Below are 26737 nucleotides of genomic sequence, written 5' to 3'. Positions count from 1 at the left end.
ACTCAGGGAACTTATGTGCGATAAAATAGTTCCGGGGGGAACTCCCAAAAGTTGCGCAAGGAGGGTACACTTTGGCCGAGATATCGCTTGATCCTTCGATCATCCCCCACATCATGGAGGGGGGACTGTCCATCGCGCGCACCCGCACAGTCGACCAGCTCGACCGCAGCGCCCCGTACGACGGCGCCTGGAACGGGCTCAACAACTGCGGGCCTGCCTGCGTGGCGATGGTGCTCTATTATACACACGGACGCATGTTCTATCCAGATGCGATCGTCGACGAGATGCGCGGCGAGGATCACCTGGGCTACACCTCCGTGGCCGACATAGTCCGCTACCTCGACGGCCATGGCGTGCCGGCCTCCGCCGCCTGGGTCGACACCTTCGACCGCTTCCGCCAGGTCCTCAGGCAGCAGGTCGCCCTGGGCCACCTGACGATCGCGCTGTTCTACGCCGACTTCGCCCACGATCAGGGAGGCCACTTCATGGTCTGCTACGGCGTGGACGATCCCGGGGCGGACACCCGCTGGCTGAACCCCTGGAAGGGGGTGAGGCTATCGCTCGGCTGGCTGGAGGCTTGGGAGAACTTCCGCAGCTGGATGGTGCTCACCCACAGGGGCTACCACGCCGGCTACAGGGTCTTCGCAGAGCGCTGGCAGGCGCGTACCATCTCGGCCCGCGTCAACCTGCGCACGGGCCCCTGCAGGTCCCACAAGGTGATAGACGTCCTGCCGCCGGGCACGGCGATCCACCTCATGCAGTACACAGACGACGGCGAGGCGATCGAAGGGGGCTATCCCCCTACGCGCTGGCACTTCGGCACCCCGCTCATCGGCAACAGGGCCCTGCGGGGCTGGGTGGCCGATGCCGTCCTCGAGCAGCAAAGCTTTATTTCCACCAGGGAGGGTCAAAGATGAGCATCAAGGTCACCCAGAAGGTATGGCGAGCCGCCGACAGGCTCAGAGGCAACGACATGCTCCTGCTGCTGGCGCTGGCCGACTATGCCAACGACCACGGCGAGTGCTGGCCAAGCGTGCGCACGCTCGCCGCCCGCATGGGCCTCTGCGAGCGCACCATCTACAAGCTCATCTCCCGCGCCGTCCGGGCGGGCTACATCACCGTCGTGTCCGGGGGAGGCAAGGGCCGCAGCAACCGCTACAGGCTCATGCTGGAGGTCATCGCCGGTGAGCACGAGGCACAGGCCACAAACCCTGAACGCTCAGACAGGGTTTCCGGCGTCCAAACCCTGAACGCCCAGACAGGGTTTACCTCTCCAAACCCTGAACACTCGGACAGGGTTTGCAGTCCTCAAACCCTGAACGCTGGGACACCAAACCCTGAACGATCGGACACTCAAACCCTGAACGCGTGTGCAGGGAAACCGTCAAATATTAACCGTCAAAATAACCGTCAAGATATTAACCCCCCTTACCCCCCACAGCAAGCTGTGAGGGCTACCACCTCCTCCCAGCAACAGGTCGGCAGACCCACCCAGTTGGAGGCAGCCCGTAACCAGGAAAATATGCCCGCCGGCCGGCGCGAGCACGGGCCGCTGGTGGTGGCGCTGCACAACCTGCTGGAGGAGCACCTGCCGCGGATCGCCCAGCACCTGCACGGCCGGCCCGCTTGGTGGCGCGACGACCACACGCTCGTCCTGGAGGTGGCCACAACCTGGGCGGCAAGCCTGGTCACCAGCGACATCCGCCGCGAGCTCGCCGCGCTCGTCAGCTGGCACTCAGGCAGGCAGGTCCAGGTGGAGGTGACGAGTCCCGGTGGGGGCATGGAGCTGGCTCCCGCGGAGTACCTGCGGATGCGCGTGCAGCAGCGGTGGCGCGAGCTGGGGCTCGCCCCCGCCTAGGGGCGCCCATCCCGGAGAGCCGACGCCGGGACACTCCCCGCAGGCACCGAGATAGGCTCTCAGGTGCCGGCCAGCCGGGGCAACAGGCCCGCCAGGCAGGCTGAGCCCACAGGGCGGGGCCCCGCACGACCCGCGGGAAAGTGCCCTCCCGAGATGCGCACCCGCACGAGGCGGCTCCGACGCCCCTCTGCCGCCAGCGTGGGCCGGGAGCGCTCCTTCCAGGGTCTCCGGGCTCGGGCAGATATTCCCGAATTCCCGACTCTTAAGCAATCGGGAATTCGGGAATTGGGGGCGGGGCCTTCCTGAGACCTCGGAGGTTCCCAGGGTAGGGGCTATACATGCTCACCACTGCATAGTGGGGGCGCTTCCCTGAGGAGCGTCACCTCGGGGCCTTCCCCGGTGCGTGGAGAGGGTGACATACTTCCATATCCAGGGGAGACGGGCATATGGTGAGGGCGATCCCTTTGGGAAGGGAGGTTGGGAGTGGCTATTGATTTGCGCTTTTGGTCTGCGCGGCAGGCTGTGTGGCCTCCCTGGGAGCATCGGGCATGAGGGCTGCCAGGAGCAGGAGAACGATCGCCACGGTCGCCAGCAGGGCTGCACCCAAGCGGGAGTAGTCCCACAGGTTGCGGTAGAAGGTCCAGTCATCGGGGATGGTGGTGGGCGTCCACGAGGCGATGCGGGAGTTGATCGGCCGGTTCACGAAGAAGTAGATGAGCAACATGCCGAGGAAGCAGAGCGCGCCGATCACCGTCTGCACGAGGGCGCGTGGGCGCTTGCGCAGCGGCAGCAGGAGCAGCAGGCAGGTGATCAGGCCGAGCAGCTCGGCGGTCACTCCTACCAGGGCAAAACCACCATAGAACGATTGTTGTACGGCCAGCCACTGGGTGCTATCTAACCCTCTCTTGCCGGGGATCTCCAGCGTGTGGGCGAGCGCGAGGCCGAAGGCGATCGCGGCGGATAGGAGGTTAATGAAACGGATCCAGTTGACGAAGCGCAGCAGGTTCTCTCTCAATCGATAGTCCCTCCAGGTAGTAGCTGTATAGCAGAGATTATACGCTTGATGGTGGTTTTTTGCAGCAGGTGAGGGGTGGCCGGCACCAGCCGGCCACGCTGTTGAGGGGTAATGGTGTGGTTGTGGGGGGTTACTTCACGCTAGGTGTTGGGTCAGGGCCGGGTCGGCGCAGCATTGACTTCACCTCCGACCATGAACCTGATGCGCTCGCAGATGTTGGTGACTCGATCGGCTATCCTCTCCAGGTTGTGGCTCACCCACAGCAGGCGGGTGGCCCGCTGGATCGTCCGGGGATCGGCCAGCATGAACGCCAGCAGCTCGTGGTACACCTGATCGTACAGGCGGTCGATCTCGTCGTCTTCTCCCCATATCTCCTGTGCCTGCGTGAGGTCTTGATTGACGAACGCCTCCAGGCTGCGGCGGAGCATGCTGCAGGCCTGCTCGGCCATCTTCGGAATGGTGACCAGTGGCTTGAGCGGAGGCTCGCTGGCTATGTCGATGCTGATCTTGGCGATGCCCTCGGCGTAGTCGCCCATCCTCTCCAGCTCGGAGGAGATGTTGAGGACGGCAGCTATCTTGCGGAGGTCGCCTGCCAGGGGCTGCTGGGTGGCAATGAGCAGCAGGGCGTCCCGCTCGACCGCCTCCCGCTGGGCGTCCAGCAGGTCATCCTCCTCTATCACCTGGCGGGCGAGCTGGACGTCTCCCGTCTTGAGGGCCTCCACAGAGCGGGTGATCGCCTTCTCGACCATGCTGCCGAGGGTCAGCATGGAGTCCTGCAGGGCGTTGAGTTCGCGTTCAAAGTGCTCTCTGGGCATGTCGTCTCCTCAGCTGGCTTAGCCTTTCTCTCAGGATAGCACCCTGCCTTAATGGCTACCTGATGCGGTCATTAAGATTGCATAAAGCTCCTACCACACCAGCGAGTAGGTGGAGAAACTGCGGGTGCGGGCACCGCTCCGCCTCTCGAACGGCCCCCATATGGCGTAGGTGACCGCCCGGGCGCCCGCGGGTCCGTTGGGCAGGTCGCCCCTCTCCCCCTGCTGGTTGACGAAGAGCACGCGCCCGCTGGGATCGAAGCAGGCGCCGCAGAACTCCGAGTCGTTGGTGAGCGTGCGTGCGAAGTCGTAGATCTCGCCGTAGGGAGTGAGCCCGCGGATGTACTGCTCCCCAGGGCTGTCCTCGCAGAGGAAGATATCTCCCGTCTGGGGGACGACCACCATGTTGTCGGGGTTCTCCAGCGTCTCCGGTCGGGTGGACTCGTAGATCAGGGTGAGCTTCTCCCTGCGGGGATCGTACTCCCACACCTGGCCCAGGTTCTGGCTGCCGCCGGTGGTGCAGTCGAAGTAGATCTTGCCGTCGCCCACCCACATGCCCTCCTGGCGGTCGAAGTAGGCCGCCCCCTTGTCCTGGGCCTGTATGCGGGTGGGGATGAAGCCCGGCATGCGATCCTTGCGGCTGTCGGTGTCGTCCTCATGGTCGGGGTCGTCGATCGGCACCCACTCGACGTCGTAGGGCACGCCCACGATCCTGCCGGTGTCCATGTTGGCGTGGTGCTCTCCCTTGATCTTGAGCGCCTCCAGGCGGCCACAGCTGCTGGCGAGGTCGCCCGGCCTGCGCGGCCTCCTGCTGGGGATGTAGCGGTAGAAGCAGGCACCTATCTCGCCCAGCACAGGGTCAGGCTCAATGCTGCGGTCCTCGGTGAGGTAGAGGATGCCCGCGTGCCAGGCGGCAGCCTCATGCACCAGCCTGCCGGCGGCGGGTATGGGGACCGCCTCGACGGGCCCGCTGGCGCGCGCATCTATCTCGAAGATATAGCCATGCTTCCTGCCGCCCGCGCCTCGCTTGACGACCTCCTCGCAGGTGATCCAGCTGCCCCAGGGGGTGACGCCTCCCGCGCAGTTGGTGGAGGTGCCGCCGAGCACCGCGAAGCTCTCCACGACTCGGGGCTCCCTGCGACCATCCAGCTCCACCACCAGCTTGGTGCAGCCGCCGTACATCTGGGCGTCGTACTCCAGCTCCGGTGGCACCACTACTTTCGCTTCTCCGGGCCTCTCTCGATTCTCATGGTTGCGTATCAGGGCGATTCTTCTGCCGCCGTGCCCCCTCAGCGGGAAGGCTCCCATCGCATCGAAGATGCCAGGGGTCAGGCGGCCATCGGACATGGGCATCCCCTGCCAGGATATGATGGCGTAGTCGAATCCCCTCGGCAGCGCGAGGTCTCCCCTGGGCTCCAGAGGACCGTAGCCGGTCACCCTGGGCGGCGTCTGCCCGAGCGCGACGCGGAGGCCGAACGCCCCTATGGGGCTGGACATAGCGAGCGCTGCTGCGCCCGCGAGACCTGCTCCCAGGAACTCTCTACGGTTGATCCGCCTGCGCTCACGACCTTCGGTATGCTTCTCAATGGCCATTTGGCTAACTCCTCCCCCGTAACTTCAGGCTTGCTCCCTGCTGGATCGGAGGCAGATCCCTCGAGGTAGGGCAGAGTGCGCTGCAACAGCTTGCAGGTCCCCTGTAGCGTGGTCACGTTCCCGTTCTGCCGCATCCTCGGGCTCCTCCTTTCTCCGTCACCCTCATGATAGCCGGCATCCCTAAATGGGAGTACAGCCGGAGTTAACGGCAGCTTAAGGGTAACATTAACGCTCGCATCACGCAGCCCCGACGGCCGGCAGGGTGAAGGTGAACCTGGCGCCCTTGCCCATGCCCTCGGACTCCGCCCAGATGCGCCCTCTGTGAGCGAGCACCAGGTGCTTGGCGATGGCCAGCCCCAGGCCGGTGCCACCCGCGGACCGGGCGCGGTCGACCTTGAAGAAGCGTTCGAAAAGCCTGTCCAGCAGCTCGGGCTCTATCCCCACACCCGTGTCCTGCACCGTCACTGCCACCTCTCTGTCAAGGGAATAGACGCGGACGGTGATCCTGCCGCCGGGCGGTGTGAACTTGATGGCGTTGTGCACGAGGTTGATCACCACCTGCTGGATGCGCTCAGGGTCAGCCAGTGCGAGGATCTCAGGCTGCTCCACGGTGACCTCTAGGTCTACGCCTTGTCGTTCCGCCTGGGGCCGCAGCCTCTCGGCGCCCGCGCGCACCACCTCCACCAGGTTGACGGGGTGTATCCTGAGCTCCACCTTGCCGGATTCTATCCTAGAGAGCTCCAGCAGCTCCTCGATCAGCTGTGCGAGCTTGTCGACCTCGACGTGCATCCTTGCGAGGAAGTCCCGCGCCACCTCCTCATCCTCCAGCGCGCCTTCCTCGAGCGTCTCCACCAGCGACTTGAGCGCCGCCACCGGCGTGCGCAGCTCGTGGGAGACGTTGGCCACGAACTCCTGGCGGATCGTCTCCGCCCTTCGCAGCTCGGTGACGTCCCTCAGCAGCAGGAGCACCTGGGAGCCCGTACCGTTCTCTCCGGGGATGGGCGACGCCAGCGCATCTATCAGGCGCCTGTTGCCGTCGCTTCCCAGCTCTAGCAGGCGGGGCAGCCTGACCGGTCCCTGCATCTCCAGCGCCCTGCGGACGAGCCCCGCCAGCTCGTGGTCGCGGATCACCGCCATCACCGACCTGCCGCGGACGTCCTGTTCGCGCACGTCCAGCAGCTGCTCGGCCGCCCTGTTCATCGCCTGCACCTCCCCGCGGGCGTTGGTAATCAGGAGGCTGTCGGCCATGTAGCTGAGGACCGCGGACATCCTCTCCCTCTCACGATTGATCGTGCTGATGTAGGAGTCGAGGCTCTGAGCCATCTCGTTGAAGGCGCTGGCCAGCTCGGAGGTCTCATCGCGGCCATCGATCTCGATACGCTGGTGCAGCTGGCCTGCGGCCATGGAGCGCGCGGCGCTCGTCAGCCGCGCGATGTTGGAGGTGGTCGCCCTGGCCACCACGAGCGCCAGGAGGATCGCCAGCACGATCGCGATCGCCGTGGCTGCCCCCACCACCGTCACCACCCGGTTGAGGGATGCCTGCACGTCGCTGGTGGGCATCGCGACCCGGGCCACCCCCAGGGTGTCCCCGCCGCTCCCGATGGGGACCGCCACGTAGAGCAGGTCCCTGTCGAGCGTCCGGCTATGGCGCATGCTCTCCCCGAAGCCGCTGGCGAGCGCCTGCCGCACCTCAGGACGGGACAGGTGGTTGTCCATGGTGTTGGGGTCGTGGTCGGTATCCCCGAGCACGCGGCCGGTGCGATCGATGATGGTGATCCTGACGTCGGCGGCCCTGCCGACCCGCTTGGCGAAGGCGTCGATCTGGGAGGCGTCACCGCGCTGCAGCTGCGGGGCCACCTGCTGGGCGATGATGAGCGCCTGGCTGCGCAGGTCCATCTCCAGCTGGTGGAGCTGCTCCTGCCGCAGGTAGTACGCCAGGTAGACGCCCAGCGCCAGCAGCGCCACGGCGATCAGCAGGACGTAGCTTGCGGCGATCCGCCACTGGATGCGCGTGAACACGCGGGGCCTCCGGCGCTACCCTGAGAACCGATAGCCCACCCCGCGCACGGTCTCTATGCGCTTGGGGTCGGAGGGGTCGTCCTCGATCTTCTCCCGCAGGTTGCGGATGTGCACCGGCACAGTGCGCACATCCAGCGCCTCATCGTACCCCCACACCTCCTCCAGTAGCCGCTCGGCGGAGAAGACTATCCCCTTGTTCATCACCAGGAAGGTCAGCAGATCGAACTCCCGTGGAGTCAGCTGAATCACCTTGCCCCCGCGCTTGACCTGGTGCATCGCGGGGTCGATCTCCAGGTCGCCGGACACCAGCTTCTGGCGCCTGCTCTCCTGCTGCTGGCTGGAGATCTCGGCCATGATGAGACTGCGACGCCGCAGCAGCGCCTTGATACGCGCCAGCAGCTCTCGCATGCTAAAGGGCTTCGTGAGGTAGTCATCAGCCCCCAGCTCCAGCCCGACGATGCGGTCCACCTCATCGGTCTTGGCCGTCAGCATGATGATCGGCACCGAGCTGCGCTGCCGCAGCCGCCTGCACACCTCCAGGCCGTCTATCTCCGGCAGGAGGATATCCAGCACCACGATGTCGGGGTTCTCCTCGGCCAGCTCCAACGCCCTCTTGCCGTTCTCGGCGGTCAGCACCTTGTAGCCTTCGCGGCGGAGGTTGTAGGCGATCGTCGTCAGGAGGGTGGACTCGTCCTCCACAAGCAGCACTGTCGTCACTTCCCGCTCCTCTCAGAGCTGTTCTCACGAACATATTAGCATGTAAACGTTCTATAAGCGAGAATCTTGATCCCACCCCCATCCAGCTAGGAGCCAGCTAGGAGCGTACTAGGCGGCGGGGGTGATGATATCCACGACACATAGTACGGAGAACACATCGATGACAGCCATACTCTCTCACATCCTTCGGGCCCACAGGGGCCGCTGGCTGCTGCTGGCGACCATGTGGATGGTGCTCATGCTGGCCCTACCCGCAAGCGGCCAGGCCGCCATCTCCACAGGCAGATACGCCAGCACCACGGCAGCGCTCAACCTCCGGTCGGGCCCCAGCACATCCTACCCAGTACTGCAGTTGATCCCCTGTGGCATGGAGCCATACGTCCTCTCGGGGCCCTACAACACCTACTGGTACAAGGTGCGCTACACGGGTCTGATCGGCTACGTCCACGGCAACTACCTCGCACAGGGCAGCGCCGTAAGCACCCACCTCTGCGAGGGGGCGAACGCCGTGGCCGCCTTCACCGCCAGGGTGAGGACCGGCCCGTCGACAGGCTACCCCGTCAGGATATCTGTGCCCCAGGGGAAGCAGGTACGGGTGATCTCCGGCCCCTACAGCGGCGGATGGTACAGAGTAAGCTATCAGGGCGTGACGGGCTATGCCTACGGTGGTCTGCTCCGCCAGGGGGAAGCCGTCAGCGTGACGAAGCTTGCCACCTCTCGCAAGGTGGTGGCACTCACCTTCGATGCCGGCTCCGATCGCGGGTACGCCGCCCAGATACTGAACACGCTGAAGTCCTATGGCGTGAAGGCCAGCTTCGGCGTCACTGGCAAGTGGGCGCAGGCCAATCCCGACCTCATCAAGCGCATGGTCAACGAGGGGCACACAGTCTTCAACCACACCTACAGCCACGGGTCGCTCACCGGCTACTCCACGGGCGCCGCACCCCTGACGTACTCCCAGCGTGCAAGTGAGATCCAGAGGACCGAGAGGATAATCAATGAGATATCCGGCAGGAGCACCCGACCCTTCTTCCGCCCACCCTACGGCGACTACGATCGATCTGTCCTAGTCGACCTCCGCACCCTGGGCTACAAGCTCAATCTCATGTGGACGGTGGACTCCCTGGGATGGAAAGGACTCAGCAAGCAGGAGATAGTCCAGAGGGTGCTGGACGGCACCGAGCCCGGGGCCATCTACCTCTTCCACGTAGGATCCCAGTCGCAGGACGCCGCAGCGCTCCCGGCGATCATCCAGAACCTGCAAGCAAGAGGCTACACCTTCACCACCTTCGACGCCTTCTATCGCTAGGCAACACCATCAGCGCACCACACGCCCAACGGGCGGGCAGCTCCTGAAGATACAGGAGCTGCCCGCCCCATCCAGCTCCACTCCCACCTATTCGGTCCCTCAGCCCCCACGCACCCCGCATCAACCCTCTGGCCCCCGCCTCCCTGGAGCACCCCCACCCCATACCCATAACCCTGCTCCCAGAAGACCCAAACATCCCACCTCCACGGTGAGTGCTCCTTACACCTCTTTACGCCACCCATCTCCACGCCACACACCGCGGCGCGCTCCACCACATACCACCCCACCTTCCTAACCTCCCATTCTCACGCCACATCTCCCAAAGCCTCCTGCTAACCCCTCATGGATCCACTCCGCAGCTGCAATCCCACAACCTCACTGCCCCCTGCAAGCGTGGAGAGTGCGTCTGGGGCAATCAAGCCCTTTGGAGAGCTGTCCACTGCCCCGTGCAAGTGTGGAGAGAACCTTTCCAGGGCAGCGCCCTTCTTCCCGAATTCCCGATCTCTTAACAATCGGGAAATCGGGAATTCGCAGGGCAGGGGTTAGCTTGAAGGGGCCTGGGGTGGATGGCCTGTCAGGACTATTTGTAAGGGGCTCTGGAGGAATGCAGGTGGTGCCAATGGTGCCTACTGGGAAGGGAGCAGCTGCGTCCTCTGATGCATGGTGGCATGCGGTCCTGAGGCTTGAAGCCCCTGTGTGTGCACAGATAGAGATTTATGGTAAATTCCCGATTTCCCGATTGCTTAAGAACCGGGAAATCGGGAATTGGGTGGTGTGGGGTTGGTGAGTCAGGTGAGGGGAGTGCCTTGTGCCTGCGAAAGGGCTGGGTGGAAGGGGGTGTCTATCAGGGGAGGCCAGGCTGGCTCTTCTTGAGGGCTTTCCCGTCCAGGGGTTATCTGCCGGTGGGTGGTGACGTTGGGTGCCAGGGGTGGATTTATGCCTGTTCGACAGGGTACGGGCACGCAAGAGTGCTGTATGTAGAGGCTAGCTGTGCGTCACAGGCTCAAAGGGTTTGTTCTCGGGGTGCATCAGGGCGCTGTACGTAGGGCCTTTGTGGTGGGGTGAGTGGTGGCTTACTGCACCTGCTATGGCCTGGCATGTGTGGCCCGCCTCCCCGCGTGGACACATGCAGAGTGCGGCGGGCTGTTATCTGAGTGGCTGGTGGGGTGGTTGTCCCGTCCTTCTGGGGCTATGGTGTGTAGCCCGGGGTGGTACCTTCGCGCTCGTCGGGCACCTCCTGCGGGGCCTCTTCCTGCTCCTCCCGGACCTCCTTCTCCTCGGCCACTCGGTCGGCTATCCCACGGTTGGGATCCTCCGGTGGTTGATGGGGGTCTATGCCCCGGTCGTCTCCCAGGCCGGTGCCAGGGTCGTCGCCAGGACTGCTGCTGGCGGCTCCTGGGGATTCCCCTCTGCGGCCCACGTCGGCGTCGCTGCCCCTGCCATAGCCGGAGATCTGGCCGGAGTGTGGTCCTGTGCCAGGACTGCTGCCCCTGCCCGCTTCGCCCAGTCCGCTGGATGTGTCGTCCGTCATCTTCGTCCTCCTTCGATCTGTGCCCCTGTAGTTGGCAAGAAGGATGCCAGCGTCGACAGTCTGCCAGTGGTGTACGAGAGTATGGCCGTGGCGACGAACGCCGCTAGGGTACGTATGGCGCTCGGATCCTGCTGAAACACGGCTACTTACCTCCTTCCTGTCTACTGCGTTTGGCAAATATCTCCTGTTCCAGTCGACAGTTCTTCCCCTGATCATTCGAAGTGCCTGCGCGCCAGTGGAAGGAATCCAGCTCTACCCTGCTGAATATCCAGAGGGTGAGGCTGCCTCATCTTCCCGGTTGCGCTCCGGGCGATCTCACCGCCGACTTGGCGCACAAACGGACCAGTGCCAGGTCGAACGCCATACATTGATCCTGGGATAGCAGAACCTCAAGGTGACGCTGAACTCTTCCCGGTGCCGGCCAATTGGGTCCTCTGTGAGCGTGGGGGTATGATCCACTCACTCTCGATAACTCCCCCTAGAGCACCCAGCCAAAATGCCATTCTCAGGGGATTCTGCGCTTGACCCGCCTGCCTAGTCGTAGTAGATCACTCGAGGGCCCAGCTACCCGAGGACACCCCAGCTCGATCCGGATCTGCGCCGTGAATCCTGGGGTCTTGAGCTGCGGCATTCTCACCACCCCTAATGCCTGTCATCTCTTCTTATCTACCGTGTAGTGCAGGTGTGTAACTCCGACACCTGGCGTCACTCTCGGGGTGCCCAGGCTGATTGGAGCGTTGGCGAGGTGGTCAAAGAGCCGTACTCCGGCGCCAAGCAGCACTGCCACAAGATCGATGTGGATCTCGTCGAGCAGGCCAGCGTTCAACAGCTGTTGAATAGTATCAGCGCCGTGGACCCCCACGGACTTCCCATCGGCAGCCGCTTTGGCTTGCTTCACGGCGCTCTCGAGGCCGTCGGTCACGAAGTGCACCGTGGAGTTGGGGCGTGGCCATCCGGCAGGGATGTGGTGGGTCAGGACGAACGCTGGCCCCCAGGCGTGATTCCCACCCCAGCCGTCAGCAGTCTCGAATGTACGCCGCCCTGTGAGCACGGCACCAAGTTCCGATGTGAGATCGAGGTACTGCCCGGCACTTGCCTCAGACATCTTGAGCCTCATGGGATCCGAACCCCCGGTTTGAACTTCGGTATCTCCCGAGGCCGTGTACCATCCCATCACCTCCGCCACGCTACCGTTGCAGTCGGCGACGTAGCCATCCAGCGACATGGACATGATTGCGATCAACTTTGACATTGTAACCTCCTTGCTGGCTGAGGGGTATAACCTGCTATGACAGGGCGCTCCCTGCCAGCTACCGGAGCTGTTCAGCCAGCGCAACGATGATGCCCTCGGGGCCGCGGATGTAGCAGAGCCTGTACATGTCCTCGTACTGCACGATTTCGCCGATGAGCTCGGCACCGAGTGCGCGCAGGCGAGCGAGGACACCCTCGAGGTCGTCGACGGCGAACATGATGCGATGGAGCCCCAGCGTGTTCACAGGTAAGTTGGCGGGGCCGTTGCTAACCGCCTCTGGCGTGTGGAACTTGTCCAGCTCGATCCTTCCGTGGCCGTCGGGCGTTCGCAGCATCACGATGTCACAGCGGACGTTCTCAAGTCCCACGACGCGGTCCACCCAGGGTCCCCCGACCGAGGTCTCGCCCTCCAGCTCCATGCCAAGCGCGATGAAGAAGTTCTTTGCCGCCTCGAGGTCATCGACCACTATAAGAACGTTATCCATCCGGAGGAGTGCCATAACTTTTCTCTCCCTTGCTCTGGACAGGCACGGTATCGATTACCGCTTGCAGAGCGGATAGTCCCTGGGGCTAGGGGTTCCGGGGAACACCGTCTGCCACGGGCTGCCATGAAGTATACCGTCCGTGCCCTTCACTATCCAGCCCGAGCAGGGCTGCTTCCAGGGGCTGCAAGATTCTCCAGAGGTGAGCTTATCCTGTGATGGTGGGTGGGGCTTCGAGCTCCAGGTTGGCCAGCCTGCAGAGGTGCATCTGGAAGGCTTCCCTGCCCCGTGCGACGGTGACAGGCGGGGCAAGGATGATGGCTGCCAGGCGGGAGAGGGTGGGATGCGAAGCGCCCTGCGGGGTTGTCCTTGTGCCCTTCGTGCCGCAGGTTTCACCACCTCCCCGTGTGGCCTGTGTGCGGGGAGGCTGCGGATCGTGGCCGCTCGGGATCACGGCTGCCTGGGTGGGGAGCTGCCGGCTTGTTGCGATGGCGTAACCGGATGGTGCGAAAACGCATATAATGATATCAGGGGAGGTCCATGGAGGATGCAGATAGCGGGACATTAGCGGGGACGGAGGGGGCTGGGGCCCTGTACGTCCAGCTGCTCGGCGAGTTCCGGGTGGCGGTGGGTTCGAGGGTGATCGAGCGCTCGGCATGGAGGCTGCGGAAGGCCTCGGCGCTCATCAAGCTGCTGGCGATTGCCCGGGGGCAACGCCTGCACCGCGAGCAGGTGGTGGACCTGCTGTGGCCCGACCTGGACCTTGAGGCGGGGATGAATAACCTGCACTACGTGCTCGGGAAGGCGCGGCGGGTCCTGGAGCCCGATGCCGGGGACTTCCACTTCCTGCGTTTCGATGGCGAGTGGCTGGTGCTGTCGCCCCTGGCTCCCGTGAGGGTGGACGTGGGGGAGTTCGAGCGCGCAGCGAGGCTCGCCCACAGCAGCGGTGATCCCGCGAGCTACTTCTCCGCGATAGCGCTGTACACGGGCGAGCTCCTCCCTGAGGACCGCTACGAGGAATGGGTGGAGGAGCGTCGGCGGGCGCTGCAGGAGGTGTACCTGCGGCTGCATATGGAGCTTGCGGGGCTGTATGAGTCCCGCGGGGAGTACGCCCACGCGCTGGATGTGCTGAGGCGGGCGGTGGAGCTGGAGCCCACGTTGGAGGCTGCGCACGCGGGGATCATGCGGCTGCTGGCTCTGCTAGGGCGCCCGCAGGAGGCGCTGCGGCAGTACGAGGCGCTGCGGGCTGCCCTCGCGCGCGAGCTGGACGCATCTCCACAGCCCTCCACGACCCGCCTTCGAGAGGAGATTCTCCAGGGGCACCTGGAGAGGGAGTTGCCATCAGTGGTATTGGCGCCAACGCACAACCTGCCCTCGCAGCTTGCCAGCTTCGTCGGCAGGACGCGCGAGATCGAGGAGCTGGAGAGACTGCTTGCCGGTGCTCGCCTGCTGACGCTGACGGGCGTGGGCGGCAGTGGGAAGACCCGGCTGGCCGTGGAGGTCTCCAGGCGCCTCGTGGGGACCTATCCCGACGGCGTGTGGCTGGTGGAGCTGGCGGGGGTCGCCTCCCCTGAGCTGGTGCCCAACGCTGTGGCCTCCGTACTCGGGGTGAGGGAGCTGTACACGACGCCGATGGAAGCCCTGATCGAGGCGCTGCGATCGCATGTCCTGCTGCTCGTGCTGGATAACTGTGAGCACCTGGTGGAGGCGTGTGCCGAGCTGGTGAGGGAGCTGCTGGTGGCATGCGGCGGCGTCAGGGTGCTGGCCACCAGTCGGCAGGCGCTGAGGGTGGAGGGAGAGGTCGTGTGGAGGGTGCCCGCGATGTCTCTGCCGGCCACGGGGAAGGACTCCCCACCGGAGGAGATGCTCGCATCGGAGGCGGTGCAGCTGTTCGTCCAGAGGGCACGTACGAGGGCTCCCGACTTTGAGCTGACGGAGGCCAATGCCGCCGGGGTGCTCGAGATCTGCCAACGCCTGGAGGGACTGCCCCTGGCGCTGGAGATCGCCGCGGCGCAGGTGAGTTTCCTCTCGGTGGAGCAGCTTGCTGAGCACCTGGACGAGGCGCTGGGGACGCTCTCGGGGGAGAGCAGGACCCCCCGCCACGAGACGATTAGGGCGGCGATGGACTGGAGCTACGAGCGCCTGGGTCCCGCCGAGCGCGCCCTTTTCCAGCAGATGGCCGTCTTCGCCGGCGGTGCCACGCTGCAGGCCATCAGCTCCGTGGCGGGAATGCCCCTGCCGGTGGTCATCTCCCTGCTGGCCTCGCTGGTCGACAGGTCGATGGTGGCTGCCGAGTCCGTGGGCACGAGGATGCGCTACAGGCTGATTGAGCCGGTGCGCCGGTACGCCCTGCGCCTCCTGCAGGATGCGGGCGGGGCAGAGGCGGTGCGCCGAAGCCACGCGCAGTACTACCTCTCGCTCGCCGAGAGGGCTTGCGGGGAGCTCGGAGGGCAGCAACAGGTGAGCGCTCTCACGGAGCTGGACAGGGAGTACACCAACCTGCAGGCGGTGCTGTCCTGGGCACTGGATGGCTCAAGTTCCGAGGATGTCTCCCTGGGGGCGGTGCTTGCGGGCTGCCTGTGGCCGTTCTGGGACACCCGTGGCCGCCTGCAGGAGGCGCAGAGGTGGCTGAGCGCCGCGCTGGCGATCGATGGTCTGCCGCCTGCGGTGCGGGCGCGCCTGCTTGCCGGCGCTGGCATGATCTCCCGGAGCCGGGGGGAGTACGACGTCGCCATGAGGTACTTCGAAGAGGAGCTGGCGCTGTCCAGAGACACGGGAGATGCTCCCGGGGTGGCGCTGGCGCTCAACAACCTCGGGCTCATCGCCCTCGACCAGGGGCGCTACGATGATGCCAGGGCAGCGCTGCTGGAGGGGCTTGCAGGCTGGCGGATGGTGGGCGACCCGCGGGGCTCGTCCATCTCCCTCAACAGGCTGGGGCTGGTGGCGCTGTATCAGGAGGAGTACCAGCAGGCAGAGATATGCCTGACGGAGTGCCTTCGCCTGCGCCGGGCTCACGGCAGCGTGGAGGGGATGGCCGTGACGATGAACAACCTGGGGCTGGTCGCGCTGCACGCGGGGGCACACGAGCGCGCCGCCCAGCTGCTGGGGCAGGCGCTGACCCTCTACCAGCAGCTGGGTAACTCCTCGGGGATAGCCGTGGTACTAAACAACCTCGGGCGCCTGGCTGTCACCAAAAATGCCAGCGACAGGGCCGTGCAGCTGTGCCGCGACAGCCTGCGCCTGCTCCAGGAGATGGGCGACCTGCACGATATCGCGGAATGCCTCGAGGTGATGGCCGCCGCGGAGGCTCGCCGACAAGAGATCACCCGAGCAGCCCGGCTGCTCGGGGCTGCCTCTGCCCTGCGCAAGTCCATCGGTGCACCCTTGCCTCCTGTGGAGCACCCCATGCACGACAGCACTCTCCTGGAGGTTTCCAATGCGTTGGGGGAGACACGTACCCTGCTGGAATGTACGATAGGGCAGGAGATGACCTTAGGAGAGGTGCTTGCGTACGCGCTGGAGAGCGCCCCCTCCCGCTGACTACCGCCTATGCGCTAGCGACTTCCAGCCCCCTCGGAGAGCCGTTACGAAGCGCCTGCGCCTCGGATGCGCCAAGGATCTTTGTCGTGCCGCCCAGCTCAGACTGCGAGCCCTTCGTCCCAAGGCACAAGGCTGCCATGGTCCAAGGGCTCCCCCAGGCTAACCCCGCTCAACACCACGGGCTAGAGCCCTCTCCACGAGACGAAGAGGACATGCAGCCCCTGGCGCAGCTTGCACTTGTCTGGCAGGTGCCAGGAGTTGCCTTGTCCGGCGGCCGGCTTGACATCCACCTCGAGCTCGCCATCCGGGGGCGAGCTGCCGGAGTCTCCGGAGCACCTACAGACGAGAGTCCCGCAAGGAGGGTATAATTGCCTTGTGGCACAAGCTTGACCTGCCACGTTCCTGGGTGCTACCTTTACTTGATATGCAGTTTCCAGAGTTCGTCTACCGACTTCACAAGCAGTTTACCGAGGCAGGACATGAGCTGTACGCCGTTGGCGGGTGCGTGCGCGACTCCCTCCTGGGAAAGGAAGTCCAGGAGCTGGACTTCGCCACTTCCGCGCATCCCGAGGAGATAAAGCGCCTGCTTGCGCCCCTCCGCCCGGACAGCGTCTACACCGTGGGGGAGCGCTTCGGCACGATCGGCGCCATATTCGGTCCTTACAGGGTGGAGATCACCACCTACAGGGGGGAGTGGTACTCGCCCGACTCCCGCAAGCCCGAGGTAACCTTCGGCATCTCGCTGGAGGAGGACCTGTCGCGCAGGGACTTCACCGTCAACGCCATCGCCATGGACATCCCCAGCGGGAGGTTGATCGACCCCTTCGGCGGCGTAGAGGACCTGCATTCCAAGGTAATCCGCGCCGTGGGCGATCCCGATGCCCGCTTCCGGGACGACCCTCTGCGGCTGATGCGGGCCGTGCGCTTCGCCGCCAACCTGGGCTTCAAGATAGAGCCCCGCACCGCCGAGGCCATCCGCAGGCACGCCGCACAGATCTGCAAGATCAGCATCGAGAGGGTGCGCGACGAGCTCACCCGCATGCTCACCGGCCCCGCACCGGACGTGGCCATTGCCGCGCTCGTCGACCTGGGCCTCATGCAGTACATAGTCCCGGAGGTGGTGGAGCTCAAGCAGGTATCCACCGGCGGCGGCAAGCACAAGGACATCTTCATCCACACCCTCAAGGTGGTCAGGAACACGCCACCGGACCTAGTCATCCGCTGGGCAGCACTGCTGCACGACATCGCCAAGCCCCGCACGTTCGGCATCCGTGACGGCAAGGTACACTTCGACCACCACGAGACGATCGGGGCAAAGATGGCCGAGGAGATCCTCTCGCGCCTGCACTACGACAGGCAGACGATCGAGGCCGTCGCCAAGGTGGTCAGGATGCACACCCAGGCCAACAGCTACGACCCCGAGGTATGGACCGACGGGGCGGTGCGCCGGCTGGTGCGCGAGGCGGGTGATGAGCTGGAGCCGCTGTTGGCGCTCTCCCAGGCCGACATCACATCCTACAGGCGCCAGAAGGTGGAGGCGGGAGTCCAGCGCGTGCGGGAGCTGCGGGAGCGCATCCAGCGCCTCGAGGAGGAGGCCGCCATCCGCGAGCTGCGACCACCCCTGGACGGCAACGACCTCATGCGCATCTTCGGCCGAGGCCCCGGCCCATGGATCAAGCCGCTGAAGAACTACCTGCTGGACCTCGTCATCGACGGCCAGCTGGCCCCGGACGACCGGCAGACCGCCGAGCGCCTCGTGCGCGAGAAGTACCAGGAGCTGTACGGCAGCGAGACCCTGACATCAACTTCGGAGACCAGGCAGACATGACGACAGAGCTCATCTTTGGCGAACGCATCGGCAGAACCGCAAGCATCCGGCTGACAGTGTCCGGCGTGCTGTTCGACTCCCAGGGGCGCATCCTCCTCATCCGCAGGGCGGACAACGGCTGGTGGGCGCTCCCCGGGGGAGGGATGGAGCCCGGCGAGAGGGTGGTCGAGGCCGTGGTGCGAGAGCTCGAGGAGGAGATAGGTGTCCACGTGCGCCCCGTCAACCTCTTCGGCATCTACTCCGACCCCAACGTCATCATCTCCTACGACAACGGCGCCAGGAAGTACCACGTCGTCAGTATAGGCTTCCTCTGCGAGCCGATGTATGGCCAGCTCAGTCCTGGCCCCGAGGTGCTGGAGATCGCCTACTTCGACCCCGAGCAGCTGCCGGAGAACACCGCGCAGACCCACATCGAGCGCATCCGCGATGCCGTGGCCTTTGGCGGCAGCATCTTCGTGCGCTAGCTTGCAGCCCGCCCGCAGAGGGTCTATAATTACCCCAGATATTTCGGTGTTCGCCGAAATAGTGCAGGGACAGGCAGGGATGCAGGCACATGCCTATAGATGCAGTCTTCAAGGCACTAGCAGATCCCACGCGTCGGGAGATCCTGAGGCTGCTGGGGCAACGGGACATGACCGCCGGGGAGATCGCCGCGGCGTTCGACCGCTCGCCCTCCACGATCTCCGAGCACCTTGGCGTGCTGCGCGACGCAGGCCTGGTGGTCACCGAGCGCAGCGGCACCAGCATCGTCTACAGCCTCAACACGGCGGCCCACGAGGAGCTTCTGGCGGCGGTGATGCGCCTGCTGCACATCGGCGAGCAGGTCGAGGAGTCAAGAGATGGTAGTACCCCTTAGAAAGGACTGGCCACACCTGACGATCATAGCGCTCATGCTCGTGGGCTCCCTCATCGTGTGGCCCTTCGCCCCACAGCGCGTGCCCATCCACTGGGACATCTCGGGCAGGCCGGACGAGTACGCGAGCAAGCTCCCGGGACTATTCCTCCTGCCGGCGGTAGCGCTGGGCATCTACCTGCTGATGGTGCTGCTGCCCAACATCGATCCTGGCAGGGCCAACTACAGGCAGTTCACCACGCCGTACTACATCATCCGTCTGGTGATCCTCCTGATGATGGGGGTAGTCCACGCCATCGTCCTGCTGTGGGCGCTGGGACTGGAGGTCAACATGGTGCGGGTGCTGGCGATCGCCCTCGGGCTGGCGATGGCGCTGCTGGGCAACCTCATGGGGAAGATCCGCCCCAACTGGTTCGTGGGGGTACGTACGCCCTGGACGCTAGCCAGCAAACGCTCCTGGGTGAGGACCCACAGGATGGCGGGTCTCACGATGACCCCGCTGGGCCTGCTGATAGCCCTTGCGGGTGTGATAGCTCCCTATGGCTGGCTCGTGCTTGGGGCGATCCTCCTGCTGGTGGCGGACGTCATCTGGCTGACGCTCTACTCCTACCTGGTGTGGCGAAGCGACCCCGAGAGGATCTCCTCCATCCACACCACACCAGAGTAGCCCGTCCCGAACAGCGCCAGATTCTAGCGAATCGCTCTACGCATATCAGCGGCGGAGGCCAACCCTGCAGGAGCACCCAGCCCCCGCATATAGAGCTTCAGTAGGCGCGGCCCTGCACAGCTAGCACATCGTGCCCCTCGATGCGCCTCCCAAGGGCCCTTCAGAGAAGTCCGCACCCAAGACTCTCAGCATCAAACTCCACCATCAGGCCGTCCGGCGCGCTCGCGACACTTGCTAGCCGGTCACGGGACAAGCCAAACTCCCTCACCCAATGCACCTGCAGCTGTAAGAACTCCACCTCCGGACATGCAGGGCACACAGTCCTCATTTATTTGTTTCAATCCCTTATAGGTAGGCTACGAACTGAGTCGTTTTTCTCCGAAATAGATTTTCATAGGTCGTTTCAATGTCCTCATGTCCACTCCCTGCCTCCTCCCCTTGCCGCACATCAGCTCCAGGAGTCTTCCCCTCAAGTCGGTGGTGGGGCAAGGAGGGAGGTGCGACCTCGTGAGCCGGCAGCCGGGAAGGCACTCCACAGACGTGACCTGCGAGGACAGTACTTATGTGCAATTCCCGATTTCCCGATTACTTAAGAACCGGGAATTCGGGAATTTACCATAATGCTGTAGATGAGTGATACCCCGCACCATGGTGGTAGCATCGCCTGAGGGAAGTCCTCATGATCCTGCGCTCAGGCATCCGTCTGTGGCGTTGTTTCCTGCGGAGCAATCCCAGGGTGTAGTTGCGGGCAAGGGGCACCTCTGGTCCTGCCAGGCTTCCGTCCATCGTGGGACAGGCGGCCTCCTCTGGCCCCGATACCTCACTCCCGGGCCACACGCAGGCCTTGATATATCTACTTCTAATTACTCCTCAGCGCAGGGTCACCTCCAGCCCCCAGGCCCCATGCATCCCTCTCACGACGGACCCCTCCGAAGTAATTCCCGATTTCCCGATTGTTAAGGGACCGGGAAATCGGGAATTTACCATAAATGCTACCCTCTTCAACCACCCCAACTCCATCCCCAAACCCTCCAGGCCCACTCCCCTCCCCAACCGGTCCCTCTCCAGCAGGGGGGTGGCCCTTGTCCTCCCACTACCTCAGTCGGCCACCCTCCCTCATCCTCTCCAACTCCATCCCCAACCCACCTCTCTAAATCCCTCCATGACCCAACCCATATCCAAGTTCCCTGGACACCACCCAGCGTTCCCCTCTCCAGTGGTGGGAGAGGGGCCAGGGGAGAGGGGGCCTTAGGACATGTCAGGACACCTCAGAGCTCCCATATGTTCTCCACAACCTCCCTGGATGGCACCATGGTGCAGCTTTGTGGGGGTGGTGAGGTCATGGAGAGGCAGGAACACCCTAGACGATCATGGATCGTCTGGGGACCCAGGAGGAGGGGATACCCCTTACACCACTGCGTGGTGGAAGAGGAGTGGGGAGGGGGCAGTGTGTCGACCTCCAATCCTGTAGTACCCCCGGGAGGTCGACACACCCCCTGCCTGCCCCTAACTCCGCATAATACCTGCACTTACCTCCACCACCCCCCTCACATCCCCTCTTTTTCCCCTTATTACCCTCTTGCATTTTCCCCGCATCCCGCTTATACTTTCCTTAGTTCGTAGCCTACCTATAAGGGATTGAAACTAGAAATTCGCTTGCTAAACTATTGACAAACTATTTGTTCGTAGCCTACCTATAAGGGATTGAAACCCAACCAAAACTGAATAGGGAATATCCTTGGAAACGGTTCGTAGCCTACCTATAAGGGATTGAAACTATCGTGATAGGTATCCTATCAAGCAGTCTTGTTCGGTTCGTAGCCTACCTATAAGGGATTGAAACATTCCTGCCCATGCTGCCACAGATTGGTACAGTGTTCGTTCGTAGCCTACCTATAAGGGATTGAAACCTGGTACGGGTATCGCGTGTTGGCTATTCAGTTTTGAGTTCGTAGCCTACCTATAAGGGATTGAAACACAGCCTGCGCTCGATCTCCTGGAAAATACGGTCGGGTTCGTAGCCTACCTATAAGGGATTGAAACGGTACTCCGCTATCCACTCCTGCACCCGGCGAGCCTGTTCGTAGCCTACCTATAAGGGATTGAAACGCCAGCATGTCCCCGAGCTCCTGCAGCCGCTGCGCCGTTCGTAGCCTACCTATAAGGGATTGAAACCCGGCCAGGTGGCGCAGCTGCTCGGCGTGCACGAGTCGTTCGTAGCCTACCTATAAGGGATTGAAACCGGTGGCGGTCTTCCCTGTGCCTGGCGGGCCCCAGAGGTTCGTAGCCTACCTATAAGGGATTGAAACATAGGTAGAGATCCCCAATATTGGAGAGCGCCCTGGGTTCGTAGCCTACCTATAAGGGATTGAAACTCCTGCACGGACAGCAGAGCGGAATAGAGGGAATACGTTCGTAGCCTACCTATAAGGGATTGAAACTTTCTGACCACTGTCGGACATCTGAGGAGGTGAAGCGTTCGTAGCCTACCTATAAGGGATTGAAACGCGTAACTAGTGCCTCTCCGCATATATCACAACGAGTTCGTAGCCTACCTATAAGGGATTGAAACCAAGGGAAAGGGTCCGTGAACTTCTACGGACCCAGGAGGTTCGTAGCCTACCTATAAGGGATTGAAACTTTTGAGCCTCCTGATTGTGTGATACCTCTATGATAGTTCGTAGCCTACCTATAAGGGATTGAAACAGGGGAACTAGCACATATGTACTAGGGGCTATTTTGTTCGTAGCCTACCTATAAGGGATTGAAACGGCTCCACCGACCTTCGGGAACTCCCTGAGGTCGGTGGTTCGTAGCCTACCTATAAGGGATTGAAACAGGGGAACTAGCACATATGTACTAGGGGCTATTTTGTTCGTAGCCTACCTATAAGGGATTGAAACAGGGGTACCCTACAACCACTTGTATATTGTGCTGAGGGTTCGTAGCCTACCTATAAGGGATTGAAACGATTTTTTTCCAAAAAATTCTCCAAAATTCGCTCGAGTTCGTAGCCTACCTATAAGGGATTGAAACTTCCGGCATCTGTCGCAGCGGGCGCAGCTCGAACTCCAGTTCGTAGCCTACCTATAAGGGATTGAAACGGTCCAGGATGGAATCTTCCGGGTTGTATTTGCGGGGAGTTCGTAGCCTACCTATAAGGGATTGAAACGAAGCCAGCACCACGTCCCAAGCCGCCTCCACCTCGGGTTCGTAGCCTACCTATAAGGGATTGAAACTACTCGACATAACCGTACTCCCCGCGCGTGAAATATGGTTCGTAGCCTACCTATAAGGGATTGAAACCTGATAGCCTACCGTAGAATCCCGAGACAAAAAATTAGTTCGTAGCCTACCTATAAGGGATTGAAACATGGAGCGAGCCCTATGGATCGACTGAGCACCAGTAGCGTTCGTAGCCTACCTATAAGGGATTGAAACTTTGCCCACTCCTTTCTTTTTATGTGCATTTAGGAAAGTTCGTAGCCTACCTATAAGGGATTGAAACTACCTATCACAAATACTTTCGGTACCCTTATCTCACTGTTCGTAGCCTACCTATAAGGGATTGAAACTTTTTCTGCTCCTTTGTAACTATATAATGTCCGGATGTTCGTAGCCTACCTATAAGGGATTGAAACTGGGGCTCACCTCCTTCTCCCGCGAGATTTGCCAACCTGGTTCGTAGCCTACCTATAAGGGATTGAAACTAGTTGGGGTCGACTGTTTCTAGGTCTGTGATAAACGTTCGTAGCCTACCTATAAGGGATTGAAACACGAAAATTTTCTGTCGCGGGGTAATTTCCATTTGCCGTTCGTAGCCTACCTATAAGGGATTGAAACTCGATGATCGATGGCCTCCACGGCGATGAAGGGTCTTGTTCGTAGCCTACCTATAAGGGATTGAAACCTTTATCTTCGACTGTGAACATTGGGATGAGTGGGAAGTTCGTAGCCTACCTATAAGGGATTGAAACGTCGCGCGTAGTTTGCGCGCACAAGGTATACCATTTGGTTCGTAGCCTACCTATAAGGGATTGAAACCACGAAGAGCGCTTTGAGGTCTCCTACTCTGATGAAGGTTCGTAGCCTACCTATAAGGGATTGAAACGCCTATCAAGCCGGGCCCTCCGAGATGTACCAGATACCAGTTCGTAGCCTACCTATAAGGGATTGAAACGGGTTCAAGGTTGCCAGGGGGACGACGTCCCCGAGGTTCGTAGCCTACCTATAAGGGATTGAAACCTCCTTTCACGGTGCGCCAACTCGTGCGCGAGACCAGTTCGTAGCCTACCTATAAGGGATTGAAACCAGGTACCGAATTCAGCCCCTCGTGTGACACGAGTTGTTCGTAGCCTACCTATAAGGGATTGAAACTCTCACACCTCCCGTCTGTATGTGATGCTATAATCCGTTCGTAGCCTACCTATAAGGGATTGAAACCCGAACGGGGCGAAGTATACTACAGCCCCGACGGTCGGTTCGTAGCCTACCTATAAGGGATTGAAACCCACCCACGTGCATATCGTAACGCTTGCCGGTCACGTTCGTAGCCTACCTATAAGGGATTGAAACTACAGAGGCCTCCTCGAGGGGCTCGACACGGATAAAGGTTCGTAGCCTACCTATAAGGGATTGAAACGCCTACCATCAACCGTAACCGCCATTATGTTTTCTGGTTCGTAGCCTACCTATAAGGGATTGAAACTTACTTAACAAGCAATAAAAGTGCAAGTGTTCTAAAGTTCGTAGCCTACCTATAAGGGATTGAAACTGCCTAGCTTTTCTTTAGCAGCTTCTCCGGGGGTGCGTTCGTAGCCTACCTATAAGGGATTGAAACTGCAACATGACGGATGGATACATACTATTGGCATCAAGTTCGTAGCCTACCTATAAGGGATTGAAACCTCGGGGTCGAAACCCCCCTCGGCGCATATGTGGATGTTCGTAGCCTACCTATAAGGGATTGAAACGTGATTCCAGCAATTGCAAGAAGCGTTCCGATTGGTAGTTCGTAGCCTACCTATAAGGGATTGAAACTGATTGTTTCAACGCTTAGTGGAAAGGAGGTTCGTGTTCGTAGCCTACCTATAAGGGATTGAAACCTGACCGGGGCGAAGTATACTACAGCCCCGATGGTAGTTCGTAGCCTACCTATAAGGGATTGAAACGCAGCTGTTCGCTGAGAACCTCTACCACGTACTGAGGTTCGTAGCCTACCTATAAGGGATTGAAACCCACGTCCGCCTGCACGCCTCCATCCAGAGGCGTGTAGTTCGTAGCCTACCTATAAGGGATTGAAACTTCTCCTTCTCCTGTAATGTTCTAGATCCCCATTTTGTTCGTAGCCTACCTATAAGGGATTGAAACGGCGCTCTCCGTGTCCGGGTCCACGAACACATAATTCGAGTTCGTAGCCTACCTATAAGGGATTGAAACGAAACAATGATGGAAGCAACAACGCCCTTGTGTACAGTTCGTAGCCTACCTATAAGGGATTGAAACAAAGCCTTGGCGAAACTCTGTGCATCGATTCTGATCCGTTCGTAGCCTACCTATAAGGGATTGAAACACAGGTGCGTGCGTGCGGCCCAGAGGGGATAGCGCGTTCGTAGCCTACCTATAAGGGATTGAAACGTTAGATTTCGACGTCTATATCGTAGCATGCTACCAGTTCGTAGCCTACCTATAAGGGATTGAAACCATGCTGGAAGACGCGTGAGTGTAGAACATGTGTTCGTTCGTAGCCTACCTATAAGGGATTGAAACCCGTGACCACATAGAGGTCACCCACCCGCTCCTGGGACGTTCGTAGCCTACCTATAAGGGATTGAAACCGGGCATAGCGTAGGAGGTGAGGTAGATGCCGGTCATGGTTCGTAGCCTACCTATAAGGGATTGAAACTGAAAGCGAGACGTTTGACCCTGCCAATCCAGAGCACGTTCGTAGCCTACCTATAAGGGGTGTTCGTAGCCTACCTATAAGGGATTGAAACACGGCTGCAGGGTCGTCATAGTCGAGATCAACGCCAAGTTCGTAGCCTACCTATAAGGGATTGAAACGGCGCTCTCCGTGTCCGTCTCCGGGTCCACGAATTCGTTCGTAGCCTACCTATAAGGGATTGAAACGCGGTCTGTATGAGCACAAAATAATCGGCGTTGGCTGTTCGTAGCCTACCTATAAGGGATTGAAACATAGGTTGCCAAGGAATTTTCCATGCCAATAGGTTGGTTCGTAGCCTACCTATAAGGGATTGAAACCTCTTATCTTGCGGATTGTACGCAGCCACCAAACCAGGTTCGTAGCCTACCTATAAGGGATTGAAACTTTTTAGCCTCCTGATTGTGTGATACCTCTATGATAGTTCGTAGCCTACCTATAAGGGATTGAAACGGGTTGTGGCGATGGACATTCGTTCGTAGCCTACCTAGTTCGTAGCCTACCTATAAGGGATTGAAACGGATGACGCCGGTGGTCTGTATATCACTGATCTTGAGTTCGTAGCCTACCTATAAGGGATTGAAACCTCCGATACATCACCGGCGCGCGTGTATCCGGCATCGTTCGTAGCCTACCTATAAGGGATTGAAACCAAGGTTGCGGGCACAAAAAAAGAGGGAGTAGGTAACGTTCGTAGCCTACCTATAAGGGATTGAAACGGGAGACGTCGTCTCCCTGGTAGCCCTGAACCCTGAAGTTCGTAGCCTACCTATAAGGGATTGAAACCCAGGTGCAGCAGCACCGTGCTGTCCTTGCCCCAGGGTTCGTAGCCTACCTATAAGGGATTGAAACCCATCCCTACAGCCGAGACCAATCACAAGCCCACACGTTCGTAGCCTACCTATAAGGGATTGAAACGGGGTGTGCAGAGATGGTCAACACCGAGCGTAGGCCGGTTCGTAGCCTACCTATAAGGGATTGAAACGCCGCACCCTGTGCATGTTGCAATCCACGTGGACCCGTTCGTAGCCTACCTATAAGGGATTGAAACGGGGTGGGGCTACAACCCCCCTGAGGCCAGCACTAGGGTTCGTAGCCTACCTATAAGGGATTGAAACCCTCCTGTGAAATTCATGATAGCCTACCGTAGAATCGTTCGTAGCCTACCTATAAGGGATTGAAACCCTCCTCGCACCGCGGGCAGGGCACATCGCCTCCCAGGTTCGTAGCCTACCTATAAGGGATTGAAACCGGAAGGAGGTAACGATGACGACCGACACACACCCGGTTCGTAGCCTACCTATAAGGGATTGAAACTGTT

General features: G+C 61.1%; 22 protein-coding genes and 1 CRISPR repeat array (1 of these 23 cut by a window edge). Of the genes, 10 read left to right on the top strand and 12 right to left on the bottom strand.

The window, feature by feature from the left end; all coding sequences use genetic code 11:
• Positions 1-113: 113 nt before the first annotated feature.
• Together TTER_RS14420 and TTER_RS14415 are read left to right on the top strand one after the other, a co-directional pair.
• Positions 114-917 carry a C39 family peptidase gene (locus TTER_RS14420; RefSeq protein ID WP_277422790.1) on the top strand — a complete coding sequence of 268 codons (804 nt, stop codon included), beginning with the start codon at positions 114-116 and terminating at the stop codon, positions 915-917.
• Complete coding sequence (locus tag TTER_RS14415) at positions 914-1858, top strand: helix-turn-helix domain-containing protein (RefSeq protein WP_012876784.1); 945 nt, start codon at positions 914-916, stop codon at positions 1856-1858. The genes TTER_RS14420 and TTER_RS14415 overlap by 4 nt, the downstream gene beginning before the upstream one ends.
• 487 nt (positions 1859-2345) lie before the next feature.
• On the opposite strand, the gene TTER_RS14410 is transcribed toward TTER_RS14415, so the two are convergent.
• The 6 genes from TTER_RS14410 to TTER_RS14390 form a co-directional block, all read right to left on the bottom strand.
• Positions 2346-2873 (bottom strand): DUF1772 domain-containing protein, encoded by a 528-nt coding sequence (locus TTER_RS14410; RefSeq protein ID WP_012876783.1) that lies wholly within the window; start codon positions 2871-2873, stop codon positions 2346-2348.
• A gap of 152 nt (positions 2874-3025) precedes the next feature.
• Entirely contained in the window at positions 3026-3688 is a 663-nt protein-coding gene (gene phoU, locus TTER_RS14405) for a phosphate signaling complex protein PhoU (protein WP_012876782.1), read from the bottom strand.
• Between the two features lie 90 nt (positions 3689-3778).
• On the bottom strand, positions 3779-5122 hold the full coding sequence (locus tag TTER_RS14400) for an alkaline phosphatase PhoX (RefSeq protein WP_169302715.1): 1344 nt from the start codon (positions 5120-5122) through the stop codon (positions 3779-3781).
• 44 nt (positions 5123-5166) lie between these two features.
• Complete coding sequence (locus TTER_RS15940; RefSeq protein WP_169302714.1) at positions 5167-5412, bottom strand: hypothetical protein; 246 nt, start codon at positions 5410-5412, stop codon at positions 5167-5169.
• 103 nt (positions 5413-5515) lie between these two features.
• Positions 5516-7297 carry an ATP-binding protein gene (locus tag TTER_RS14395; RefSeq protein WP_012876780.1) on the bottom strand — a complete coding sequence of 594 codons (1782 nt, stop codon included), beginning with the start codon at positions 7295-7297 and terminating at the stop codon, positions 5516-5518.
• A 15-nt stretch (positions 7298-7312) separates the two neighbouring features.
• Positions 7313-8014, bottom strand: a complete 702-nt coding sequence (locus TTER_RS14390) for a response regulator transcription factor (RefSeq protein WP_012876779.1) — start codon at positions 8012-8014, stop codon at positions 7313-7315.
• A gap of 160 nt (positions 8015-8174) precedes the next feature.
• Here TTER_RS14390 and TTER_RS15185 point away from each other — a divergent pair, with 160 nt between their 5' ends.
• On the top strand, positions 8175-9323 hold the full coding sequence (locus tag TTER_RS15185; RefSeq protein WP_012876778.1) for a polysaccharide deacetylase family protein: 1149 nt from the start codon (positions 8175-8177) through the stop codon (positions 9321-9323).
• Here the strand turns inward: TTER_RS15185 and TTER_RS14380 are convergent.
• From TTER_RS14380 to TTER_RS14360, 5 genes are all read right to left on the bottom strand, one after another.
• Positions 9320-9610 (bottom strand): hypothetical protein, encoded by a 291-nt coding sequence (locus tag TTER_RS14380; RefSeq protein WP_012876777.1) that lies wholly within the window; start codon positions 9608-9610, stop codon positions 9320-9322. The two genes, TTER_RS15185 and TTER_RS14380, sit on opposite strands and share 4 nt — an antisense overlap.
• A 902-nt stretch (positions 9611-10512) precedes the next feature.
• The gene (locus TTER_RS14370; RefSeq protein ID WP_012876775.1) at positions 10513-10854 is read right to left on the bottom strand and encodes a hypothetical protein; all 342 of its coding nucleotides are present in this window, start codon (positions 10852-10854) and stop codon (positions 10513-10515) included.
• Positions 10851-10994, bottom strand: coding sequence for a hypothetical protein (locus TTER_RS15935; RefSeq protein ID WP_012876774.1), 144 nt, complete (start codon positions 10992-10994; stop codon positions 10851-10853). The genes TTER_RS14370 and TTER_RS15935 overlap by 4 nt, the downstream gene beginning before the upstream one ends.
• A 512-nt stretch (positions 10995-11506) precedes the next feature.
• Entirely contained in the window at positions 11507-12106 is a 600-nt protein-coding gene (locus TTER_RS14365) for a dihydrofolate reductase family protein (RefSeq protein WP_012876773.1), read from the bottom strand.
• A gap of 58 nt (positions 12107-12164) precedes the next feature.
• Positions 12165-12605, bottom strand: coding sequence for a VOC family protein (locus TTER_RS14360; RefSeq protein ID WP_012876772.1), 441 nt, complete (start codon positions 12603-12605; stop codon positions 12165-12167).
• A 124-nt stretch (positions 12606-12729) separates the two neighbouring features.
• On the opposite strand from TTER_RS14360, the gene TTER_RS14355 reads away from it, so the two are divergent.
• From TTER_RS14355 to TTER_RS14325, 7 genes are all read left to right on the top strand, one after another.
• Positions 12730-13155: a hypothetical protein gene (locus TTER_RS14355; protein WP_041425364.1), complete on the top strand. Its 426-nt coding sequence runs from the start codon at positions 12730-12732 to the stop codon at positions 13153-13155.
• Positions 13128-16127 carry an ATP-binding protein gene (locus tag TTER_RS15180; RefSeq protein WP_012876771.1) on the top strand — a complete coding sequence of 1000 codons (3000 nt, stop codon included), beginning with the start codon at positions 13128-13130 and terminating at the stop codon, positions 16125-16127. Before TTER_RS14355 ends, TTER_RS15180 begins: the two co-directional genes overlap by 28 nt.
• Positions 16128-16213: 86 nt before the next feature.
• Complete coding sequence (locus TTER_RS14345) at positions 16214-16495, top strand: hypothetical protein (RefSeq protein WP_148212040.1); 282 nt, start codon at positions 16214-16216, stop codon at positions 16493-16495.
• Positions 16496-16500: 5 nt separating this feature from the next.
• On the top strand, positions 16501-17955 hold the full coding sequence (locus TTER_RS14340) for a CCA tRNA nucleotidyltransferase (RefSeq protein WP_012876769.1): 1455 nt from the start codon (positions 16501-16503) through the stop codon (positions 17953-17955).
• Positions 17952-18419, top strand: a complete 468-nt coding sequence (locus tag TTER_RS14335) for an NUDIX domain-containing protein (protein WP_012876768.1) — start codon at positions 17952-17954, stop codon at positions 18417-18419. Before TTER_RS14340 ends, TTER_RS14335 begins: the two co-directional genes overlap by 4 nt.
• 89 nt (positions 18420-18508) lie before the next feature.
• Positions 18509-18811: an autorepressor SdpR family transcription factor gene (locus TTER_RS14330; RefSeq protein WP_012876767.1), complete on the top strand. Its 303-nt coding sequence runs from the start codon at positions 18509-18511 to the stop codon at positions 18809-18811.
• Positions 18795-19475 carry an SdpI family protein gene (locus tag TTER_RS14325; RefSeq protein ID WP_012876766.1) on the top strand — a complete coding sequence of 227 codons (681 nt, stop codon included), beginning with the start codon at positions 18795-18797 and terminating at the stop codon, positions 19473-19475. The genes TTER_RS14330 and TTER_RS14325 overlap by 17 nt, the downstream gene beginning before the upstream one ends.
• Positions 19476-20087: 612 nt before the next feature.
• Here TTER_RS14325 and TTER_RS15930 read toward each other — a convergent pair.
• Positions 20088-20261, bottom strand: coding sequence for a hypothetical protein (locus TTER_RS15930; RefSeq protein ID WP_169302713.1), 174 nt, complete (start codon positions 20259-20261; stop codon positions 20088-20090).
• Positions 20262-21090: 829 nt separating this feature from the next.
• A CRISPR array of direct repeats spans positions 21091-26737; the repeat unit is 30 nt; unit sequence GTTCGTAGCCTACCTATAAGGGATTGAAAC (it continues 4128 nt past the right edge of the window).

This window comes from Thermobaculum terrenum ATCC BAA-798 (genome assembly GCF_000025005.1).
Lineage (GTDB): Bacteria > Chloroflexota > Chloroflexia > Thermobaculales > Thermobaculaceae > Thermobaculum > Thermobaculum terrenum.
The sequence above is the reverse complement of the archived record's forward strand: the minus strand, read 5'-3'. Positions and strand labels throughout refer to the sequence as shown.

What these genes read in the sequence shown, in the direction of transcription:
- TTER_RS14370 (WP_012876775.1), bottom strand. Translation starts at nt 10,854, where the DNA reads ATGACGGACGACACATCCAGCGGACTGGGCGAAGCGGGCAGGGGCAGC.
- phoU (WP_012876782.1), bottom strand. Translation starts at nt 3,688, where the DNA reads ATGCCCAGAGAGCACTTTGAACGCGAACTCAACGCCCTGCAGGACTCC.
- TTER_RS14365 (WP_012876773.1), bottom strand. Translation starts at nt 12,106, where the DNA reads ATGTCAAAGTTGATCGCAATCATGTCCATGTCGCTGGATGGCTACGTC.
- TTER_RS14330 (WP_012876767.1), top strand. Translation starts at nt 18,509, where the DNA reads ATGCCTATAGATGCAGTCTTCAAGGCACTAGCAGATCCCACGCGTCGG.
- TTER_RS14335 (WP_012876768.1), top strand. Translation starts at nt 17,952, where the DNA reads ATGACGACAGAGCTCATCTTTGGCGAACGCATCGGCAGAACCGCAAGC.
- TTER_RS15185 (WP_012876778.1), top strand. Translation starts at nt 8,175, where the DNA reads ATGACAGCCATACTCTCTCACATCCTTCGGGCCCACAGGGGCCGCTGG.
- TTER_RS15180 (WP_012876771.1), top strand. Translation starts at nt 13,128, where the DNA reads ATGGAGGATGCAGATAGCGGGACATTAGCGGGGACGGAGGGGGCTGGG.
- TTER_RS14415 (WP_012876784.1), top strand. Translation starts at nt 914, where the DNA reads ATGAGCATCAAGGTCACCCAGAAGGTATGGCGAGCCGCCGACAGGCTC.
- TTER_RS14325 (WP_012876766.1), top strand. Translation starts at nt 18,795, where the DNA reads ATGGTAGTACCCCTTAGAAAGGACTGGCCACACCTGACGATCATAGCG.
- TTER_RS14360 (WP_012876772.1), bottom strand. Translation starts at nt 12,605, where the DNA reads ATGGCACTCCTCCGGATGGATAACGTTCTTATAGTGGTCGATGACCTC.
- TTER_RS15940 (WP_169302714.1), bottom strand. Translation starts at nt 5,412, where the DNA reads ATGCGGCAGAACGGGAACGTGACCACGCTACAGGGGACCTGCAAGCTG.
- TTER_RS15930 (WP_169302713.1), bottom strand. Translation starts at nt 20,261, where the DNA reads ATGGACGGAAGCCTGGCAGGACCAGAGGTGCCCCTTGCCCGCAACTAC.
- TTER_RS14420 (WP_277422790.1), top strand. Translation starts at nt 114, where the DNA reads ATGGAGGGGGGACTGTCCATCGCGCGCACCCGCACAGTCGACCAGCTC.